The following is a 20,592-nucleotide window of genomic DNA, read 5'->3' as shown; positions in this document are numbered from 1 at the left end:
TTTTCTGTCATTTTTCAACGCTCATTTCCCTACTAGATCGATCATTTTAAGTATTCAATAGGATAGTTTGGTTTTCTAGAAAACCAAACTACTCCCCCAGAAATACCAATCAACAGATAACCTAAGAAAACAATTCGTTGATTTACTACTGTTCCTGTTTCGGGTAGCTTTTTTTGAGTGATCGCAGAAAGATCAGCGACTAGTGTCTGATGCTTGTTTGCTTCTTTTGTTTCTTCAACAGTCGATCCAATCGTACCAGATACTCTGATATTGTGAGTGGATTGCACCTCTTCTGCCTTGACTATGGTGGAAAAGGATAAGCTAATAATAAGAAGTATGTGTAGCACCGATAAAATTTGCCATTTTTTACTTCTAGACTTCCTCATCTTACTATCTGATAGTAGATTTTCCATTTACTTTATTCCTCTACTGCAAAATTTAATACTAGTTTAAAACTCGGATTACTTTCTACGGAAGCATTTTTCGGTGCCGCATCCCCACTAAATCGGAAGTTACCAACCGTATGATTCCCCTCATTACCAGATAAGGTGAATAAAGGCGTAGCTGCAACTGTCGAAACTCCGTCTTTAAATAATTCGATCGTATTGATCATTAGTCGATCCACTTCGCTCATTTCTTTGACTTCTGTCACATTTGAAACGGAAGCTCGCACACTTAGCGCAGAATGGTTCGTCACGTGATAAGCCGGAGAAGTAATCTTTTTATGCTCAGATTCTTCTGTTGTCCGGAAAATAGCTGTCGTCGGTAGGGTCACATTGATCCATTGATCGAGATTTTCTGGATTTGGACCAGGCTTTGTATTATCAAATTCACCGATGATCCCCTTTATAGTGATATCTCCAGAAGTTGCGCCTTCTCGCCCATCGATGGTTTGGACTGGACTAGCAAAAGCGGTAATTCCACTAATACATACTCCTGTAATTGTTAGAATGCTTAATACTAATTTTGTTGCTTTTTTCATTTAGGTAGCCTCACTTAAATTGGATTAATTTTTTATCAATATGCTAATTTCTGCTTCGGTTACGCCTTGTTTTTCTTTGGTTTCTGGATCATAGATACTGACTGTCGCTGTTGCAGGATATTCTCCTTTTTCTAAAGGTCGCTTCAAATACACCTCTTCAATCAATTGATTGGGATAAATCGCGCCAGAAGAATAAATCACTTCTTTCGTATCATTGATCGTGATATCGACCGCAATCGGATAAACATTCGTGCCAGGATTGACGATTTCGATCGATCCACGACTTCTGCCATTTTCGAAAACTGCTTCTGGGTTGATCTGCAAGGTGAAATAATTTGCATCTGCTAGTTCTTGCGCACGCTCAGAAATCCGTAGATCACTCGCATCACCGATTTCAGGTAACAAATCCGCGCTGATAACTGGAGTGGGTCCTTCGTGACTAAACCAATACCAACTAGCAACAGCCATCACCATTAAAAAAACAAACAATAATAAGACGCCGTTCTTCCGTCGTTTCTTTTGTTGATTCCTTCGTTTTGTTTTACTCATTGGTTGAACGTCTCCTAGTTATTATCATTCTTTTATCTCGTACATTTATGCCCTCTATCTGGGAACAAATCGTAAAATCATACGATAGGTAGGAACGAATGAATCTTGATAATAGCCCCCTTGTTCATTATCACTTTCCGAGATCCACTTAGGATAGGGCCCATAAAATCGACCGGTCAAATGGAAAGGGACACTTGAGTATGGTGCAACTTGTGCCAAGCGTTGTTCACTTCTTCGTCCATATAAAGAAATTTTGGTTTCATTAGACATCAACTGTAATTCCAATAGTGGTTGTTTGATATCAGAGAAGTTTTTCGGTTGTCCTTCTTGCAATGGCGCGTGATCTAAAGGATTTTCATCCTCTCTTAACAAGGTGACCCCTGCATCATCTTCAACAATGAACTGATTCACATACGTATCAACAGAAAGATCTGAATGATTACGGATCTCGTAATCTGGACTAACAAATTCACGATTAGTTTCCTCGCCTTGGTAGAGGGATTCGAACACCATTTTCGTCGGTATGGAAACTTTTAGATGATGGATCTTCGAGCTAACATCAATGCCTATTGTAAACTGATAGGCTTTGTTCCCTACTTGAAATGTAGCAAAATACGTGCCATCGTCCACTTCATCCTTGGTTAAATCCGTAGCTACGATTTTAATTTCCTGACTGCGATCGTCCTGTGTCAAAACATCGTGTGCTGTTGCCTGACTTTCCTTCAGAATCAATTCATGGAGTTCTGCTTCACTGGTTAATCCCTCTAACTTCTTACGCTCCAAAGTGAAGTGATTTGCAGTGTAGTCGAGACCTTTGATTACCTTTTTGTCAATCGTCAAATCACCAGTTGTTTCGACGGATGGTTTAGCAACAGTGAGCGTTACCTCTGTGTCTGTTGCTAAACGCTCATTTTCTGCTAAGGGTATCTCAAACTGTCGAATCCGTTGATCTGCATCTTGGTAATCTCCCCACTTGATCCTCGGTGATTCTTTAGTTACAGTGACTGTTTGTCCCGCTGTATTTTGATAGGTGATCGTTCGATTATCCGTTACTTCTGTCATCCAGCCAGTGATTGCTGTTGATTGGTCACTTAATGGCTCTAATGCTGCCACTAATTCTTCCGGACGAGAACGTTCCCATACATAAGTTCCTGGATGATTTCCGTCATAATTTGCCATAAATTCGTTTGAATTCTCAAACGCGATGGTTCGAACTGAACTATCCAAACTTTCTTCAAGCACCCATCGTCCTGTATACTCCGCTGTAGGAACGATATTTCGTAAGCTGGTATTTCCGATAACTGATTCTTCTCCTAATTTAAGGGATGAAAGTCTTGATGCAAGATAGAACATGCCACTGATATTTTTATTTCTTGTGTCCCAATTGCTCAAATCTAATTCAGCTAGCGAAGAGGAAGACATAAATAAATTGCTCATGCTAGAAACCTTACCAACATTCCATTGACTAACATCTATATCAACAAGGTTGGATGTCCACGCAAATGCATGAGTCAACGTTGTCACATTTGACACATCCCATTGACTGACATCTAGCTTTCTTAAATTGGTCATCCAAGCAAATGTGTGACTCATGCTAGTTACATTAGACACATCCCATTGACTAATATCTAGCTCTTTTAGCGCCAAAGTATGGGCAAACATCTCATCCATATTCGTTACCTTAGATGTATTAAAATTCCCTACACCTTCAATACTTTCTAACTGTCTTGCTCCGTTAAAAAGAGATGCGCTATTTTCCGGTAAAAATACCTCGTTGGTGACAATGATCGTTTCAACTTCGGAATGGCTTTTCCATGGCGCTTCTGGGACCGATCCACCGATTCCACCATACAAATGGATCGTTTTCGTTGCCTCGTCGTATTCCCAAGGGACAGTTCCCCATAACTGCTGGTTCTTCCGATAAGTATAGGTGACTATTTGCTCAACATTCGTGAAAACCCCTGTTGCATTTTCCGGTGCAACAAGCAATTCCCACCCTTCGATTTCTTTTGCTTCTGTACGATATGCTTCTCCGCTAAATCCCGTTAAAATATCGCTTTGAGCTATCTCATTACCCTCTTCGTCCACATACCTTACGACGACACTGCCTTGTTGCAAGCGTTCATAATTGGCTTGAACGCTCACAGGTCCCGTACCCATTCGTAAACTGGTATTCGCAAGATTACTGTTTGTAATCGTCGCTCCGTTTTGGGTTAGAAACTGCCAATTGACAAACCGATATCCGACAGCTGGATTCGCATTCAAATTGATGGTTGCTCCTTGGGCAGCGGATGAAGCTGAAACCGTAGGATTGCCACCAATCGTTGGATTGGCCTGCACACTCACACTATGAGTGATTTGTTCATAGACTGCTCGAATGGACGAATCTCCTGCCCCCATCGTAATGAATGTACTTTGACTCGTTCGGTTTGCGATAGTCGTGTTTCCAGAAACAAGTTCCCATTGAACAAAGCGATATCCATTCGAAACGTTGGCATGGATCGTGGTCGTTTCACCTTGTGCCAGTATTGTTTGATCCGCTCTTGGATTTCCTCCAGCATTTGGAGAAGATTGGAAAGTTAAATTGTAAACCCTCTCATATATTGCTCGTATCGTTATCGTCTCATGCACTGGTGGTCCTATAGGGCCACCAGTAGAGATAGTAAGACTTGTTGTTTCTGCATTTAGATTGCCTATCGAAGCATTCCATCCGTTGATTAGCTCCCATCGAACAAAACGAAACCCTTGGTTCGGATTTGCACTGATAGTGTATAATAAATTTCCCCCTGGCGGAGTTATATGAGGTATAGAACTAGGTCTACCACCTTCTGAAGGGCTTGTTTCAAATGTGATTGTTGCATTTCTCTCTACTCCTAAACTTGGATCATTTTGGCTTTCGGGTGCAAGTTCACTAGTTTCTGATCCATAGGCAAAATGAAAAGGTAGATGGGTCAAAAGAATCACTAATACAGTCATTAAGATGATTATTTTTTTACTATTTATTTTGCTTTTCATTGGTACTCCTTAACTTTTAGCTGTTGCAACAAGCGAATATTCTTTCTTTGTTAGAGTTCTTATAAATTAACAACGTGACTATTCATCAGACAATTAATCATTGATATCTCTAATCGATAAAATTTTTAGCGATTAGAGATACTTTTTTTATGCGCGTTGCTCTTTAGGGGAAGAACTACGCAATTTCTCTGAACTTTTGCGTTGCATGATTTCTGCTGATTTGTTTACGCTTGCTTCCATTTTGTTTTGTAGCTTACTGGGACCGGCGATATTTGTCGCTAAGGAAGGTGTTAATGTTTTTTGCGTCAGTCTTCGTTGCTTCACTTCATGAGACGTCCCCGTGCGATCACTCACATTGAATAAAGCCTCTGCCTTTGAATAATCGCCTTTCATGGCTAGTAATCGAGCTTTTTGTGCGATATTTAAGTCATTTTTCAATTCACTGATCTGATTTTTTAATTGACGATATTTTGCGCGGTTAAAAATATACTTACTAAAAAAATTGATTCGCTGTTTTTTACTTTGTAATTCGGTTAATTCATTTTGTTTCGTGATGACTTTCATACTGTATTTCTCTAAACTATGATTTTTTATAATTGTTTCTTTTAATTCATGGATGTTTTCAAAAACGGAATGAGTATCTCGATAGTATCCTTGATTTTCTTTCCAGTTTTCAATGAAATTACCAAGTGCTAATTCACTTTGTGTTTGATGTTGTTTAAACCTGCCATAAAAATCCGAATCCTTGAAACTAGCATCCATCTTCAAGTCATATCTTTTTTTATGCATTGCGATTTTATCACCTAACTCATTGATATTTTTTTCATCTTTTGCTGAATCATACTGAAATTTATATTGATCAAAAAAAACAGATAATTTTTCAAATTGATCGTCAAGTTCATGATGGATCATTTTTTTGGCTTGTCTTAAATCTGCTTGAACGATTGGTGCCGTCTCTTTCATTTGGTTAGATACGTCTATTCTTTTTGTCGATTTACTACCCTGATCTGATTTAAGTCTTTCTGCTTCTCTTTCTTGAATCAACTGTGCTTTCTCCGCTTCATATTGTTCATAGCGAGGATCACTCAAATCTTTGAGGCGGTCTATTTGGGCTTGTTTCCGTGAGATTTTTTCCGTTAATTGCTCAATCTTCTCAGGGTCTGATTTTACCTCAGTAGCTATAGAGGTACTAGATGTAGCGGTTGACTGTCTTTCATTCTGTGCAGTGATTTGTTGTCGCAGCTTATTTCTCTCTGCTACTAAGCGATCATATTCAGGATCATTGATATCTTTTATACGTGCAATTTTTTGGTTTAATTTTACGAGTTGTTCATTCATTATCATTCCCACTTTCTTAAAGAAATCCTTTATCTGTCTTCGCGATATTATTTATGAACAAAATGACTTATTTCCTATTTTTCTTTTGTAACGATCGTTTGAATCCCTCTGACGATCGAACACTCTCCAAATAAACGCGTTCTTGCTCTCTCTTGTTTTCTTCTATCCTTTTCGTTGTTTGGATTCGCTTAGTTTCACGGCCGATTCTTCGTTGTTCATCACTCATACGCTCATGTTCCATTCTTTCTCCTCCAATCAGGATGGCTCCAATTGATCATGAGAATTTCTTATGATCTTTGTAATGACGGTCTTCTTGTTAACTGATTATTTTTTGATAACTGATTGATTTTATTACTTTTACTGATTGCCTCTTTTTTTACTGTGGCAAAGCTCAATTTTTTGATTTTAGCAACGGATTGTTGTTTTGCCGCTTTCACTGTTTTGACTTCGGCTGATTTAATTCTTCGTTGTGAAGATGTAGCTCCGATTCCGAGTGTTTTTATACTTTTTAAAAGATCAACCTTCATGAAGTTCGTCCCTAATTTGTATAAAAACTGAAAAAGGTTCCGATTGGTTTTTGTTGCGATATTTTTTACAACAGGCGCTTTTTCTTTCGCAGCTTCCAGCTTGACAGGTTGTTTTTTAGCTGCCTTCGTCGTATTAGCAGATGCTTCTAAAGGTGATTGCTCTTTTTCTTTCTTTTTTGTGATTCTATTTTTGATCATCTTCGTCACTTTGACGACAAATCGTCCTAAATATTTTAGTCCCATAAAACCAAATTTAGGCGTTTTCAAGGATGTTTTTTGTAGCATTTTTACCTCTGGATCTGGCTGTTCATTGGTGATCATCGAACTCCTCCTTTAAATCAAACGTTTGGTATCATTTATTTTTACATTTAGTTCGCTTTTTTAGTTGTTTCCAAAAGACAAATGCAACGATTGACGTCCCTACTACAGTTAAGGAAATTCCTGCTTGACTATTCAATCTTGGTAGCGAACGCTTCTCTTCTTTTCTTCTGATTGCGACCCCATCATTATTTTTAGTTGAAGTTTTTTTGTCAGTTGTTTGGTCCACCGGTTTTGTTTCAGGGTGCTTTTCCTTATTATCATTAGGTTTGTCTTCCTCTGGTATCGGCTGCTCCTCATTTCTAACATAGATGAAATTTATCTCTTGCTCCTCATCTGTAAATACACCTGTAGGTTGGCCGATGGTTTCTTTCACTTCCCAACCAGCTATTTGCATTGGCTCCGCCTTAAAAGCTTCTCCCCAACGTCCAAGTAGAATGTCCATTCGATTTTTTTCAGGTGCTTCCTCAAAAATGTGGTTGACGACTACTTGACCGCCAACTTTACGCTCGTATTGGATCGTTACCGTTTGTGCTTGTTCTGTCACTGTCACTTGTGGCAATTCACCTTTTACTCGCCACCCGGCTTCTATTCTAGGTTTCAAGTCAAATCGATCGCCCACATAGCCAACGTCTGTAAAAATTTCAATCGTATCCAATGACGGCTCATCGATAAATTCATGGTTCACTGTGATTGCTCCGCCGGTTTGACGTTCGTAATGGATCGTTACTGTTTGTGCTTGTTCTGTCACTGTCACTTGTGGCAATTCACCTTTTACTCGCCACCCGGCTTCTATTCTAGGTTTCAAGTCAAATCGATCGCCCACATAGCCAACATCTGTAAAAATTTCACTCGTATCTAATGACGGCTCATCGATAAATTCATGGTTCACTGTGATTGCTCCGCCGGTTTGACGTTCGTAATGGATCGTTACTGTTTGTGCTTGTTCCGTCACTGTCACTTGTGGCAATTCACCTTTTACTCGCCACCCGGCTTCTATTCTAGGTTTCAAGTCAAATCGATCGCCCACATAACCAACATCTGTGATTCGCTCACTGCTATTCATAGTCGGATCACCGATAAATTCATGGTTCACTGTGATTGCTCCGCCGGTTTGACGTTCATATTGGATGGTTACTGTTTGTGCTTGTTCCGTCACTGTCACTTGTGGCAATTCACCTTTTACTCGCCACCCGGCTTCTATTCTAGGTTTCAAGTCAAATCGATCGCCCACATAACCAACATCTGTGATTCGCTCACTGCTATTCATAGTCGGATCACCGATAAATTCATGGTTCACTGTGATTGCTCCGCCGGTTTGACGTTCATATTGGATGGTTACTGTTTGTGCTTGTTCCGTCACTGTCACTTGTGGCAATTCACCTTTTACTCGCCACCCGGCTTCTATTCTAGGTTTCAAGTCAAATCGATCGCCCACATAGCCAACATCTGTGATTCGCTCACTGCTATTCATAGTCGGATCACCGATAAATTCATGGTTCACTGTGATTGTTCCGCCGGTTTGACGTTCATATTGGATGGTTACTGTTTGTGCTTGTTCCGTCACTGTCACTTGTGGCAACTCACCTTTTACTTGCCAGCCAACTTCTGTTCTAGGCGTCAAATCAAATCGATCGCCTACATTACCGACATCCGTGAATCGCTCACTCGTATTCTTAGTCGGATCACCGATAAATTCATGGTTCACTGTGATTGCTCCGCCTACCGTTGGATTCTTTGTATAGACAAATTCAACAAGTCTTTCCGAACCAGCTACCATCTGACCGGAAGCACTTACGCTTCCAGGTGATAATTTGCTATAGGTATATCCCGGAATGGCTGGAGGTGTATACGCATAGTTTTGACCAACCTCCATTTGTTCGACCAGCTGCTCTTGGAGATCATTTCCTGCCTCATCGATATATCTCACTCTGATTGAATTTTTTGTTCGCAGTGACAATGTGCCTAAATTAAGATTAGTAAGTGTGATGCCCCCTACATTCATCGGACTTTGTCCAGGAGAATTAGAATTTGGTGTTTCACTCGCCCATGTATCTAAATAAAGCGAACTCAAGTTAAGATTGATTGAGTTAGTATGACCATTTATATCACTCACCTGAGTCCTAGTAACTGTCACATCAACTTTTGTAAAATTTCCCGTAGTCGAGCCAACGACTCTACTAATGGTCACTCCCGAAGGAAGATTTGACGCGGTCACCTCACCTATGCTAAAATCACCTGTCAGATTTGGTGCCTTTCCATAACGCATCTCTTTATAATAATAATTGGGTACAAACACATTTCCACTCTTACCTCCCGTCAGTGTTGGAATCCAGTCACCTCGGTCTGCCACTAAGGCGTAGGTAGGAATATCAATCGAAAAACTCACACTATCCCCCATATCCACCCCCAAAGAACCATCTACTTGTGGTGTAGCCTTGATTTGTTGAGAGATTGCGTTTTCTCCTTCGTCATACAACCATACTCGCAAGGTCTTTCCTTGATGGTTTTCATTGAGCATCTCAGGATTAAAAATAGGATTAAGAACAGCATAAACACTCACTGGAAAATGCAAGAGCAACAAGATGACGCTAAATATGCTCATAAGTTTGATTTTATTCATTGAATCACTCCGTATTCTTTATTTTTCAAAAGATATTTGACCTTTCATTAGGGGCTTGCCACTGACATTATTACTCTTTGAAATTGCTTTTTGTTTGATTGAATCAAATGCCTCTTTGACGGCTGGCTGACGATTGATTCCTTTATTCTGTTCAGCAATTTGTGGATTACTTTCAGATTTCCTATTATCTACCTGATATCTTGCGGCTTCACCTAATTGATTCGTCGCACGGTTTTCACGTAATGACTGTGACGGTGGCTCATGAATATCCTCTTTTACATGAAGTGTTTCATGGGTAATGAACGAATTCGTCCGACTTGAACGATTCGATTCATTTTGTGTTTTATTTTCTGTCTCTTGACCATAGACCCATGCATATGGACTTTTTTCCATTGACTTCGTTTCATTACTAGCGAGTTTTATTCTATCTTCTTTTGATCCAGCACTTTCTATTGAAGAATTATCATGGGCAGGTGCACGATCATCCTTATCCACTTTTTCATAGACTTTATCAAAATCCTTATCTACCTCTAAAGAATTTTTTTCGATTGTTTCTTTTTGTGTCGTGGTTTCTAATGTTTGATTTTCTTTTTTATAAAACTTTCTTTGTAGTGCATGCAGTCCTTTACTCAAGGCAGTCACACCAAAGGAAACCGCAAGTGCCATTGCAATAACTGAAGTTGCTTTGTACATAAATAAAGGAGTTGAAGTGGCCGCCGCAAAGATATATGGTGCTACTACTGGTGTCAGTGCAATACCAATTCCTGCTACAGCTAAGCCAACACCAATGATGATCGCAAAAGATTTCCAATTTCTTTTAAAATAGCCCTTTACAGATTTGTCTTTTTCTGAATTTTCAGGACTGCCTTTTTCTGATGAGTGATTCTGTTGTTTTGTTTTTGCTGTTTCTTTCTCATGAGCAGCAGTTTCTCTTTGAATTGATTTTTCTTTTGGATCAATCACTCGATCTTTTAAGTTTCTCTGTCGATTTCGTTCTGCTTGGCGGTAGTTTTGTATTCTAGAACGAAGTTTACGAATATAGTTGATGAGTTTTGGCCCATAAAAGGCAGCCAAAACCGTACCGTAAATGAACAGAGTTAGTGGTAGCCCATACATAGCAAAGTAGATTGGAACGATACCTAAAATGCCAGTTACCCACATGCTGATCAATGGCCAAGATGCTAATGGTAGTAAGTTCAACAAAATTCTTCCGATTTGAATGGCTCGGCTTTTTTTTGTGTGGATTTTCTTTTTTTGTGTATGCGGTCCTGACTCTGGCAATTCTATATCGTCATCCATAAAATCGGTTTCTGTAGTTTTATCCGTTTTTTCTGAAGCATTCTCATTTAAACCAAGAGTACTACTACTAGCGTCTATTCCAAGTTTATCTAAAGGATCAGTTATGTTTTCCGACTGTTTTTTATCCATTCCTCGAGTGGCTATGCTCGCTTCATCCAGTTTCGTTGGTTTCGGTTCCCCACCTTCACTCATCTGATTTCTCATTTGGCTGTTTTGAGTGTCTGAGGAAGATTCCTCTACTGATGCGTGGGAACTATCTGTTTGAGTATCTGTTTGAGTATTTGTCTGGGTATTTGTTTCAGATGGTACTTTTTCTTCTGGATTAAATTTGAGTTTATCAGCTAATAATTCACGGATTTTTTTCGTATTACCAGCAGCGATATCTGTTATATCTGTTTGATCAGCAGAGTGAACAGTAGGTTGGTTGCTTGTTTCTTTTCTACGATCTAGCTGATCGGCTATAACCGTTTCTTCCGATTTTGGGCCATCACTACTTGTTCCAGCAGGATTTTCAAATTGGTTTTGGCGTTGACGAAATCTTTCATTAGCCAAGCCATTTTGTTTTTGCTGGAATGTTTCGTTAGAGTCACTAGCTTCAGTTTCTCTCCCAGTTCTAGACTCGTACTGTCTTCGCATCGCTTCAACTCGACCCGTGGATTCTGGAACTGGTCGCTCATCACGAAGGACATTCGCTTTTTCAAACCGTTCTCTCGCTGCTCTCACTCGTCCCGTGGATTCTGGAGCTGGTCGCTCATCACGAAGGGCATTCGCTTTTTCGAACCGTTCTCTCGCTACTCTCACTCGTCCCGTGGATTCTGATGCAAGGTGGTTATCACTTTTTACACTGGAATTTTCGAATCGAGTGCGACGGTTTTGAAATTCTTCGTTCGTCATGTCGTTTTGATTCAATTTTGTTTCGTTTGCAGATGCTGAATCATTCGTATGAACTGCACTTCCGTTTCCTTTACGTACGATTTCGCTACTGCCATGCAGGGTGGTAGCTCTTTGATAAGAAGTTCCTTGATGTTCACTTTCTCCACGACCCTTTTTCTTGGAAAACGCTGGTTCATTGCTAAAGGCGTTCGGATTTTCAAACTGATCTCTCACTGCTTTCACTTGACCCGTGGATTCTGGAGCAAGGCGGTCGTTAGAAAACTCATTCGCTTTTTCAAACCGGTCTCTCGCTGCTCTCACTTGACCCGTGGATTCTGGAACTGGGCGGTCGTTGGAAAACTCATTCGCTTTTTCAAACCGGTCTCTCGCTGCTCTCACTTGACCCGTGGATTCTGGAACTGGTCGCTCATCACGAAGGACGTTCGCTTTTTCGAACCGTTCTCTCGCTGCTCTCACTCGTCCCGTGGATTCTGGAGCTGGTCGCTCATTAGGATGATCGTTCGCTTTTTCAAACTGATCGCTCGCTGCCTTCATTCGTCCCGTGGATTCTGGAGCTGGTCGCTCATCACGAAGGACATTCGCTTTTTCAAACCGTTCTCTCGCTGCTCTCACTTGACCCGTGGGTTCTGGAATTGATCGTTCATTACTAAAGGCGTTCGGATTTTCAAACTGCTCTCTCACTGCTTTCACTCGACCCGTGGATTCTGATGCAAGGTGGTTATCACTTTTTACACTGGAATTTTCGAATCGAGTGCGACGGTTTTGAAATTCTTCGTCAGTCCTACCAGCTCGACTCCATTCTGCATTGTTTGTCCTCAATGAATCATTGTTATCTATCCTACTAGCTTGACCTTTTTGCACTAGCTCACTACTTCGTTGCTGCCTCGGTGGATTTTGATAAGTAGCTGTCTGATAATTATCCGGTTCGCTTTGGGTTGTTCTCTTTATGACTGGTGGTTCGTTACTTGGTCCAGGCATATTGCCAAACCGGTCTCGTCGTCTTTGAAGTTCTTCGTTTGTCATGCCGGTTTGATCCGGCTCTGCTTTATTTATGGGTGATGATTCATTCGTATAGACTGTACGTTCGTATCCTCTACGCACAAACTCGCTAGTACCTTTTAATGGAGGAGATTTTTGATAAGATGATGTTCCTTCATTTCTTTGGTTCTGTCGATCTGTCGGTTGATTTTGCCTATTTTGAACATTCGGTGAATCATTCGTTTGCGAGGTTCTCCATCTAGACGACTTTCGACTTTCTAATGGTGAATGATCATTTGTTGAATGATTCAGACCTTCATAGTATTGGCGCAATCGGTTGACTGTCCCTGATGGTACTTCAGCTGAATGGGGTTCTTTATTATAAGAACGTTCTTTTTCAAATCGTTCTTTTAAATCACTCACTTTAGGTCTTTGGTGCTGTTCTTCTTTTGTAGATTGATTCGTAGTATGGGCCAAATTTACGTACGTCGCGACATTCTCTTTTATCTGCTCATTGGATAAAGCTTCTTGCTTTCCGTTGTCTCTTTTATTGAGTGTTGCTTGTTCTGCAAATCTTTTTTCCTGTTCCGCCACTAATTTAGGACTTACCAATTCATCAGATGCTTGTAATGATGTGTTCGACGTAAAAGTAGGTGGCACTTCTTTTGAACTTGTTTCTCGCTCACGTATATTTTCTTTTAAGACCATCATCCGCGATTTATATATGGAGAATCTCAGCGCATTATAGTCTGATGGATCAATGCCTTGGATCATTCTTTCAAATGATTTTTTTAAATCATTTGTCTTTTCTTCATTCACTTCTTTTCGTGAAGAAATCAAGTCTAGAACGAAGTGGAATTCTTCTCTCAAAGTTTCAGAGTTGCTATCCAATATTGCTTTTGCTTGAAACTCATTGAATATTTTTTCTTCATGAGGTTTTACTGATTTTATTGAAATATCTTTGTTTAGATATTCTTTAAGATAGTCTTCATATTTTTTATAAAACATCGGTCTCCTCCATTCAACGAAGAATTTTTTAAGAGTCGATTAACCATTTAAGCGATGTTCAAGCAACTGTTCTAAAGATGTATTTTCTTCCCTATATACACCTGTTTGAGTTAATCGCACTGCTTGATGTGGTTTTTCGTAATTATTTACCCATAAAAACATTCCTGGGAGGGAATTCATGCGATACCCAAATTCTGTTTCTTCTAATGTGATTTCAAATTTTTTAACTGCTGAATTTTCATCGGTGACTGACAGTTCTAACACACATGACGTCTCAGAAATATCTTCAGAAATGACTCGATAGTAAAAAGTTCGACTTATTTCGTCTCCGTCATCCACTTTTCGTTGAACAAATGTATCTTCTGTGAAATCAATCAACACTTGACTATTCATCGTTGTACCTGTCCAACTACCTTGAAGTAACACGTCATTCCATTTCTGACTAATCATCTCGTTCACTTCATCACCACCAGAATCCATCATTTCTTTTGCTTTCTCCATCAATTCAACACTTGGATAGAAATAGGTAATGTCCCCCTCATTGTCTTTATAAAAGAAGATCGTTTCCCCTAGCCTGGTCATCAGCTCAAAAGTAACTTCCTTCTCGTCTTTGTCGGTCAACACAAGTTTTGTATCCACCAAGCGATAATTACCGGTTGAGAGCCAATCAGTACTCTGATAGGTCCCATCATTTTTTAATTCTAAGACCATGCCATCCGCTCGATCAGAGTACCAAATCCCTCTATAGACTAAGGCTTCGTTTTTTTCCACTAAATTTAGGTCCTCTTTTTTTTGCTCATTTACAGACAAGGGTTCACTATTTGTAGTAGATCCTGCGTTTTCATCCGTATTGCGATGAAAAAATAGCGAGTAAAAAATAAAACTGAACATTGCGATGAAAATACCGACAGCTATAAACACGATTCTTTTACCTTCTTTTGACTCAACTATATTTTTTATTTGTTTCATTGTTCATCCTTTTCTTTCTTTATTGAAGAATACCGTAACCTGAAATACTTGGATCATTGACGAAATAGGTCCTTCTAGCTACTTTGTTGGCAGTATTCCCTTCGATGGTCTGAATGATATTTCCATCTGAAAACTCTACGATTCCCACATGATCTTTTCCTGTACCACCTCCATTCCAATCAAAGAAAATCAAATCACCTGGTTGTGGATGATAGTTCTCTGAAGCTTTCTTATAGTTTCCCTTTTCTGTTAACCAGTTGATCATTTCTAAACAGTTAGCAGACTTGATTATTTTTTCTTGATTGAGATAACCTACTTGATCTGCTACCCAGCTTACAAAGATCGCACACCATTCTACTCTTCCTTCAAATCCATACCATTGCCAGTATTTCTCACCTTGAATCGTGCCAATCTCGTTGATTGCGGCCTCAAGGAAATCTGAGTTTTCGAGCCATAGATAGTTAGTTACTATAGGTACATAGAACATATTTCCGTAAGCATATCGCCATGAAAATCCATGTGCTAAAGCTACTGGATGGGTATAACGAACGGTTTGTCTATTGCTTTTTTCTCTTGCATATAACTCTGCATGAAAGAAGCTATATTGCTTATTGGTATTTGCTAACCAATTTAAAAAGTCTTCTCCGTAGTTATAGGCTTGAAGTGCCGCACGGTCATCCAGATGTAATTCTCTCGCTTTACTTAATAATTGGGCAAAATAGTGGGTGCCTCGATCAATTGATAGTTCTGGATCATCGATCGTATTAGGAGACAAACCTTGTGACTCACTGGCCTGCATGATGTCAGGGAATCTTTCTGCATCACCACCTGATTCTACTTGGATGATTGCCAAGATCATGTTGACATACTCTGGAATCCCATACTTTTCACAGGCTTCTCGAACAAGATGTTCCCATTGTAAAATCATTTGTCCAGGATTTTTAAGACTTCCTGAGATCGATCTTGAAGAATTATGTGTAAACCCTTCTATCTCAGATGGATATTGAAATTCCAGATCAAAAATATAAGCAGATGGATAAATGTGTCTGTTTGGCCAGAATGTTCGACGTTCAATGACTTCAACCTTCAAATTCCCGGTCGTTTCTCCAACTAGGGTATCGGCATCTACCCATTCTCCATTTCTCACTCGGACATTTTTTAATGGAGACAAAACAACTCTTTTACTCAAAGAAGTATTGATAGTTACATAATCATTCCCAGCAGCATGAACTCTTCCTGATCCAGAATTATCGATCCCATAGACAGGGGTACCAGGCTGAGCCAACAGCTCAATGTGGTTATGTCTATTTCTGTCATCTGATCCACGATAGCCATATTTTTGAACAACGATGGCATCTTGATTCATACCAAAAGGACTTTGCAAAAACAATTTATTTTCAAATCGGTCCAATTCCTGAATTGGTCCGAATTTATCTAGTTCTTCCTCCGACATCGTGTCTGAATTTTCATCAATGAATTGACTGATTGTTTTGATTTCAATATTGATCAATGCCACTTTTATCGTGCGATGGGTTGGACGATCTTCTTCATTATGAGGGGGAACGTGTCGGTCCCCAGTCGGGCCTTCATTCGTTTGATTTGCTTCAGATTCTTCTTCCAGCTCCTCTGGGTCTTCTTCAGGCTCGTGATCTTCATTTAGATCATCAATTTCTTCTAGTTCCTTGTCTCCTTCTATATCAGCAGGCTTTTCTTCTGGTTCCACATTTTCTTCTAAATCATCAGATTCTTCTGGTTCTTCTTCCAGCTCCTCTGGGTCTTCTTCAGGCTCGTGATCTTCATTTAGATCATCAATTTCTTCTAGTTCCTTGTCTCCTTCTATATCAGCAGGCTTTTCTTCTGGTTCCACATTTTCTTCTAAATCATCAGATTCTTCTGGTTCTTCTTCCAGCTCCTCTGGGTCTTCTTCAGGCTCGTGATCTTCATTTAGATCATCAATTTCTTCTAGTTCCTTGTCTCCTTCTATATCAGCAGGCTTTTCTTCTGGTTCCACATTTTCTTCTAAATCATCAGATTCTTCTGGTTCTTCTTCTAGTTCCTCATCTTCTTCTGAATCATCAGGTTCTTCTTCTAGTTCCTCATCTTCTTCTGAATCATCAGGTTCTTCCGATTCATCCTCTTCTGGATTAGGCTCATCAGGATAAATGATTGGTACTTCTCTTGTTTCGATTTCTGTCGTGTAATTAAAGGTATACCCATGGATTCCTTCTACTTCTCCACGAACTCTAGTTGCACCAAAGATATTGCTACTCGCTGAAATACGTTTACTGATGTTATAATCTTCATATTTTGCATTCAGGTAATAGAGGTACGTATCTGCATCAGAGCTATAGATAAAATTGTTATCTGGTCTTGCAACACCATTTACAACAAAATAAACTTCTTCAATTTCTGAATTTTCTGAAAAATCTTCAAAAACCCGTTGTACTTCTTTGTTCTTTCTGGCATCCAAAAGTGTGATATGCTCATATGCCTCTGCTAATGCCATATCTTCCGTTTTTATAGTAAATATACTAGCGATAAAATTAAAGATGGCGATAATAACGACGATGACGACGATGACGACCGCCAAGATCATCATTACTTTGACAGACAACAACATGAGGATTAGTTTGAGAATAATAAATAAGACTAAAAGCACTCCAAGAATATTTAATTCGCCATCTTTGTTCCTGCCAACTGTGTCTATGGCTGTTTGTGCCAGATTTTTTTTCAGTTTGGGTTTGAATTTTTTTTTCGATGGAATTTTTGTTTGCTTTTTTAATCGTTTGATTTTGTTGGAGTTACTTAATACTTGATGTTTACGTTCAAGTTTGTCTTTGATGCCGAATAGTTTCTCTTCAAGCTTCTTAGTTCTGGTCTGTTTAGTCGCAGTAAGTGTATTCTTTATTCCAGCTAGATTGAGAATATTTTTGTCAAGCTTTTCTTGTTTCTTATGATAAAATTTTTTTGATCCTAGTTTTTGTTTATTGATTTTATCAGTAGAAAGCTGACTTCGCTGATTCGTCCCTATATTATTGGATGAAGTTTGTCTCTTTTTTATTCCTAAAAGCGCATGATCGATTTCTTTAGGTGAGCGATGTTTATTCTTTATGAAATAGGCCTTTTCTCTAGTAGTACTATGTTTTTTATTTCTGTTTATTTTGTTTAACTTTTTTTTATTTGTCATAAGATAGCGCTTTTTAAAACCACTGTCGTTTGTTTTTGTGCTTGTTACGCCTTTATTTAATGGATCTTTTCTTGACTGGCTCTTCACCATATGTTGTTTGAAATCAACGATATTTCTGTTTTTCAGCTGTAAGTTGTCTCTTTTTTTTCTTGCTAATTGTTGTTGACGTTTTTTTAATCGGAGGCGCTTCTTCAATGCTTTCTTTTTTTGCTCTTTCGTACTGACACGGTTCAATTTGATTGATAACAAATCTTGCGGCTTGTTGTTTTCTTGTTTATTCCCGTCATATGTTTCACTCATAATCTTGCTTTGTCTTTACCTCTTCACCAGGTTTAGTTGTCATAATTTGATAGAGACTTGTTTCTTTAGGAAGTCGGTCTTCAAATGGGATGATCGTGTCCCCAAACACCATCAATCCAGTACCTTCACTTCCATTCAATACATACTTTTCCTGCTCTTCCGATATATCGAATAAACGAGTCAACTCTGAGCGGTCAGATTTTGCTTGATTGAACATAACAACGAAGTCACTATTTGAAAGCATTCTTCTAGCTAGATCCGAAAGCAATAACGTCTCTACATTTTGGGTGATCCCCGTCGGTATAGCGCCCCACTTTCTTGCCCTACTCCACAATTCAAAGAAATAATTTTCTGAGTATTCATTTGTAAAGAGTAACTGTAATTCATCAATATATAACCATGTACGAATTCCTGATTCTCGATTCAACGTGATTCGGTTCCAAATTTGATCTAACACAACTAACATTCCAAACGGCTTGAGTTGTTTTCCTAAATCTTTGATGTCAAAAATAATCAAACGTTTATTCAGATCCACATTTGTTTTTTTAGAAAATAGTGCTAGACTACCTTCTGTGTAAAGTTCTAATTCAATCGCCAATTGCTTTGCTTCTTCTTCTGGCTGTACATTTAGCGCCATATAAAACTCTTTTAATGTCGGTAACTGCGTCTGTTCTTGGTAAATTTTTCGGCATACTCGGTCGATGATTGTTTTTTGTTGGGAAGATAATCCTAAAATACCTCCAGTGATCAGCTCACAAAGTGAAATCAAAAACTGGGTTTTTAAAGCGATTGGGTCTGCATCATCGCCATAGTTACTATTGATATCCATTGGATTGATGCAGGTGTTTGAATTACCAGCCAATCGAACCATTTGGCCATCAAATTCTGAACAAATATGCTGATATTCTGATTCAGGATCAATGACGATCACTTCATCTTCAGCGTTTCTTAATAAAACATTGACAATTTCCCGTTTGACAGAAAAACTCTTACCTGATCCTGGTGTACCTAAGACAAACCCATTGGGCGCCATTAGTTTTTTCCGATCAAGAATCGTCAGATTTTTTGTCACAGAATTGATCCCATAATAATTTCCATTCTCATGGAGCATTTCAGCGATCGAAAATGGCATCAACGCCGAAACTGCAGAAGTTGCCAATAAGCGATTTAAAGGAATATGATTTTTTCCTATTGGTAACACTGTATTTAAAGCAAACTTCTGTAAATAGGCTAATCCAATGATCGTACAGCCAAATCTTCGGCCTACCGACTTGATTTTACTTGCAATTTTATTTAACTTTTCCTGATTATCTGCATAGAAATTGATCAATACGGTCACTTCAAATAGTTTCTGACTTTTGCTTTGTAATGAATCTAAAAGCTCTTTTGCTTCATCCATGGAATAAGATAAGTCATACGGTAGCATGTCATAATCGTACCCACTATTTAAGGCTTTTCGCTGTTCATCCACTTTTTGCTGATCCATATACGCCATTTTAGTCTTTACTAAGTCGAAACTGTTTGCCATTGGTATTGGTTTGCAACTAACCGTAAGAGTGATTTCTTCATCGATTTCCATAAGGCCTGTCAAACATTCATCTGATAGTTCAGCCGGATAGCCATCCAAATAGAGCGTCTGATTTAGTTTGTCGTCCACCTTGATCAAGCGCTTATCAGATTTAAGCTCGATTCGCTTTGGTAGCAATTCGTGATTCTCATTGTTTAATATTTGACCAATCAATTTTTTGCGTTCTTCTCCTTTTAAAATATGGATCGTCGAGCCAATTTTTCGAGCGAATAGATCCACTTGATCGGCAACCAAGAATAACTCTCTTTCAGCAAATGACTGATTCTCGTGTTTTTGAGTAAAGGTGATAAAAATTTTCTTTTCAAACGCATTTTTCTTTTCGTTGATCTTCAACTTTAAATAGTCATTCATTTCTTGGCGGTATTTATCATCATATCGTTCATTTTTTTCTTTAAAAAGCACATGGTTCAATTCTTCAACTGTTTTTTTCTTTTTTACTAACGTGACTTTGTAATCTATGGAAGCATCTAAAGAATTTAGAAACTCACAATATTTAATGAATATCTGCATACGTTGTTCTTCGGAACAAAGCTGATAACTGATATCGTCAATATTGATCGTTAGAGAGTATTCTTTCTCAGCAATTAAACAAATACCGTTATCGTAGATTTCTTCAAAAAGTAAAAAAGATTTTTTTTCTTCTTGCGTATTTTTCTTATTCTTGTTTTGTCTGAAGTTCACCTTCATTAAATTGGGGCCGATCAGATTCTTCATACACAACTACTCCTTGATCAAAATGGTAAATAAAAAAGTATTTCAAATAGCGTTCAAAAGGCAGTCCCTCTTTTTTTAGCCACCCAAAAGCGACGATTGGCATTGAAACGAGAATCATCAGCCAACTGATCACGTCCATGGAGTAACCAAAAAAGCGAACAAAGACAAAACTGATCACGATATTAATCAGTACCGCGACGGAAAGAAACCCTAGTTGTCTGACACTCATACCTGCTACGATCCGCTCTTTATATTCACGTACATCTTTATGGACTTTGACTTCAATTGCCATTACTTTTATTC

At 38.9% G+C, this 20,592-nt stretch carries 13 protein-coding genes; all 13 read right to left on the bottom strand.

Features of this window, described 5'->3' with window-relative positions; all coding sequences use genetic code 11:
• Positions 1 to 41: 41 nt before the first annotated feature.
• The 13 genes from IGJ99_RS06685 to IGJ99_RS06625 all read right to left on the bottom strand — a co-directional run bounded on the left by IGJ99_RS06685 (position 42) and on the right by IGJ99_RS06625 (position 20,581).
• Positions 42 to 413 (bottom strand): hypothetical protein, encoded by a 372-nt coding sequence (locus tag IGJ99_RS06685; protein ID WP_153829869.1) that lies wholly within the window; start codon positions 411 to 413, stop codon positions 42 to 44.
• 5 nt (positions 414 to 418) lie between these two features.
• Positions 419 to 982: a hypothetical protein gene (locus tag IGJ99_RS06680; protein WP_153829870.1), complete on the bottom strand. Its 564-nt coding sequence runs from the start codon at positions 980 to 982 to the stop codon at positions 419 to 421.
• Between the two features lie 24 nt (positions 983 to 1,006).
• The gene (locus tag IGJ99_RS06675) at positions 1,007 to 1,456 is read right to left on the bottom strand and encodes a hypothetical protein (RefSeq protein ID WP_371740692.1); all 450 of its coding nucleotides are present in this window, start codon (positions 1,454 to 1,456) and stop codon (positions 1,007 to 1,009) included.
• Between the two features lie 129 nt (positions 1,457 to 1,585).
• Complete coding sequence (locus IGJ99_RS06670; protein ID WP_438747964.1) at positions 1,586 to 4,546, bottom strand: BspA family leucine-rich repeat surface protein; 2,961 nt, start codon at positions 4,544 to 4,546, stop codon at positions 1,586 to 1,588.
• A gap of 147 nt (positions 4,547 to 4,693) precedes the next feature.
• Positions 4,694 to 5,884: a hypothetical protein gene (locus IGJ99_RS06665; protein ID WP_438747962.1), complete on the bottom strand. Its 1,191-nt coding sequence runs from the start codon at positions 5,882 to 5,884 to the stop codon at positions 4,694 to 4,696.
• Positions 5,885 to 5,951: 67 nt separating this feature from the next.
• Positions 5,952 to 6,125: a hypothetical protein gene (locus IGJ99_RS06660; RefSeq protein WP_169058468.1), complete on the bottom strand. Its 174-nt coding sequence runs from the start codon at positions 6,123 to 6,125 to the stop codon at positions 5,952 to 5,954.
• A 46-nt stretch (positions 6,126 to 6,171) separates the two neighbouring features.
• Positions 6,172 to 6,732 (bottom strand): hypothetical protein, encoded by a 561-nt coding sequence (locus IGJ99_RS06655; RefSeq protein WP_438747960.1) that lies wholly within the window; start codon positions 6,730 to 6,732, stop codon positions 6,172 to 6,174.
• Between the two features lie 31 nt (positions 6,733 to 6,763).
• Positions 6,764 to 9,352 (bottom strand): MucBP domain-containing protein, encoded by a 2,589-nt coding sequence (locus tag IGJ99_RS06650; RefSeq protein WP_438770695.1) that lies wholly within the window; start codon positions 9,350 to 9,352, stop codon positions 6,764 to 6,766.
• Positions 9,353 to 9,370: 18 nt separating this feature from the next.
• Positions 9,371 to 13,531: a hypothetical protein gene (locus tag IGJ99_RS06645; protein ID WP_438770694.1), complete on the bottom strand. Its 4,161-nt coding sequence runs from the start codon at positions 13,529 to 13,531 to the stop codon at positions 9,371 to 9,373.
• Positions 13,532 to 13,570: 39 nt separating this feature from the next.
• Entirely contained in the window at positions 13,571 to 14,500 is a 930-nt protein-coding gene (locus tag IGJ99_RS06640; protein WP_062805300.1) for a hypothetical protein, read from the bottom strand.
• 19 nt (positions 14,501 to 14,519) lie between these two features.
• Positions 14,520 to 17,987 (bottom strand): lysozyme family protein, encoded by a 3,468-nt coding sequence (locus IGJ99_RS06635; protein WP_438770693.1) that lies wholly within the window; start codon positions 17,985 to 17,987, stop codon positions 14,520 to 14,522.
• Positions 17,980 to 20,289, bottom strand: coding sequence for a VirB4-like conjugal transfer ATPase, CD1110 family (locus IGJ99_RS06630; protein ID WP_077151368.1), 2,310 nt, complete (start codon positions 20,287 to 20,289; stop codon positions 17,980 to 17,982). Before IGJ99_RS06630 ends, IGJ99_RS06635 begins: the two co-directional genes overlap by 8 nt.
• Positions 20,231 to 20,581, bottom strand: coding sequence for a PrgI family protein (locus tag IGJ99_RS06625; protein WP_010735552.1), 351 nt, complete (start codon positions 20,579 to 20,581; stop codon positions 20,231 to 20,233). The genes IGJ99_RS06630 and IGJ99_RS06625 overlap by 59 nt, the downstream gene beginning before the upstream one ends.
• Between the last annotated feature and the right edge of the window lie 11 nt (positions 20,582 to 20,592).

The organism is Enterococcus sp. AZ095b, assembly GCF_051714725.1.
GTDB classification, from domain to species: Bacteria; Bacillota; Bacilli; order Lactobacillales; family Enterococcaceae; genus Enterococcus_B; species Enterococcus_B pernyi.
This window is presented reverse-complemented; position numbering and strand designations above follow the sequence as displayed.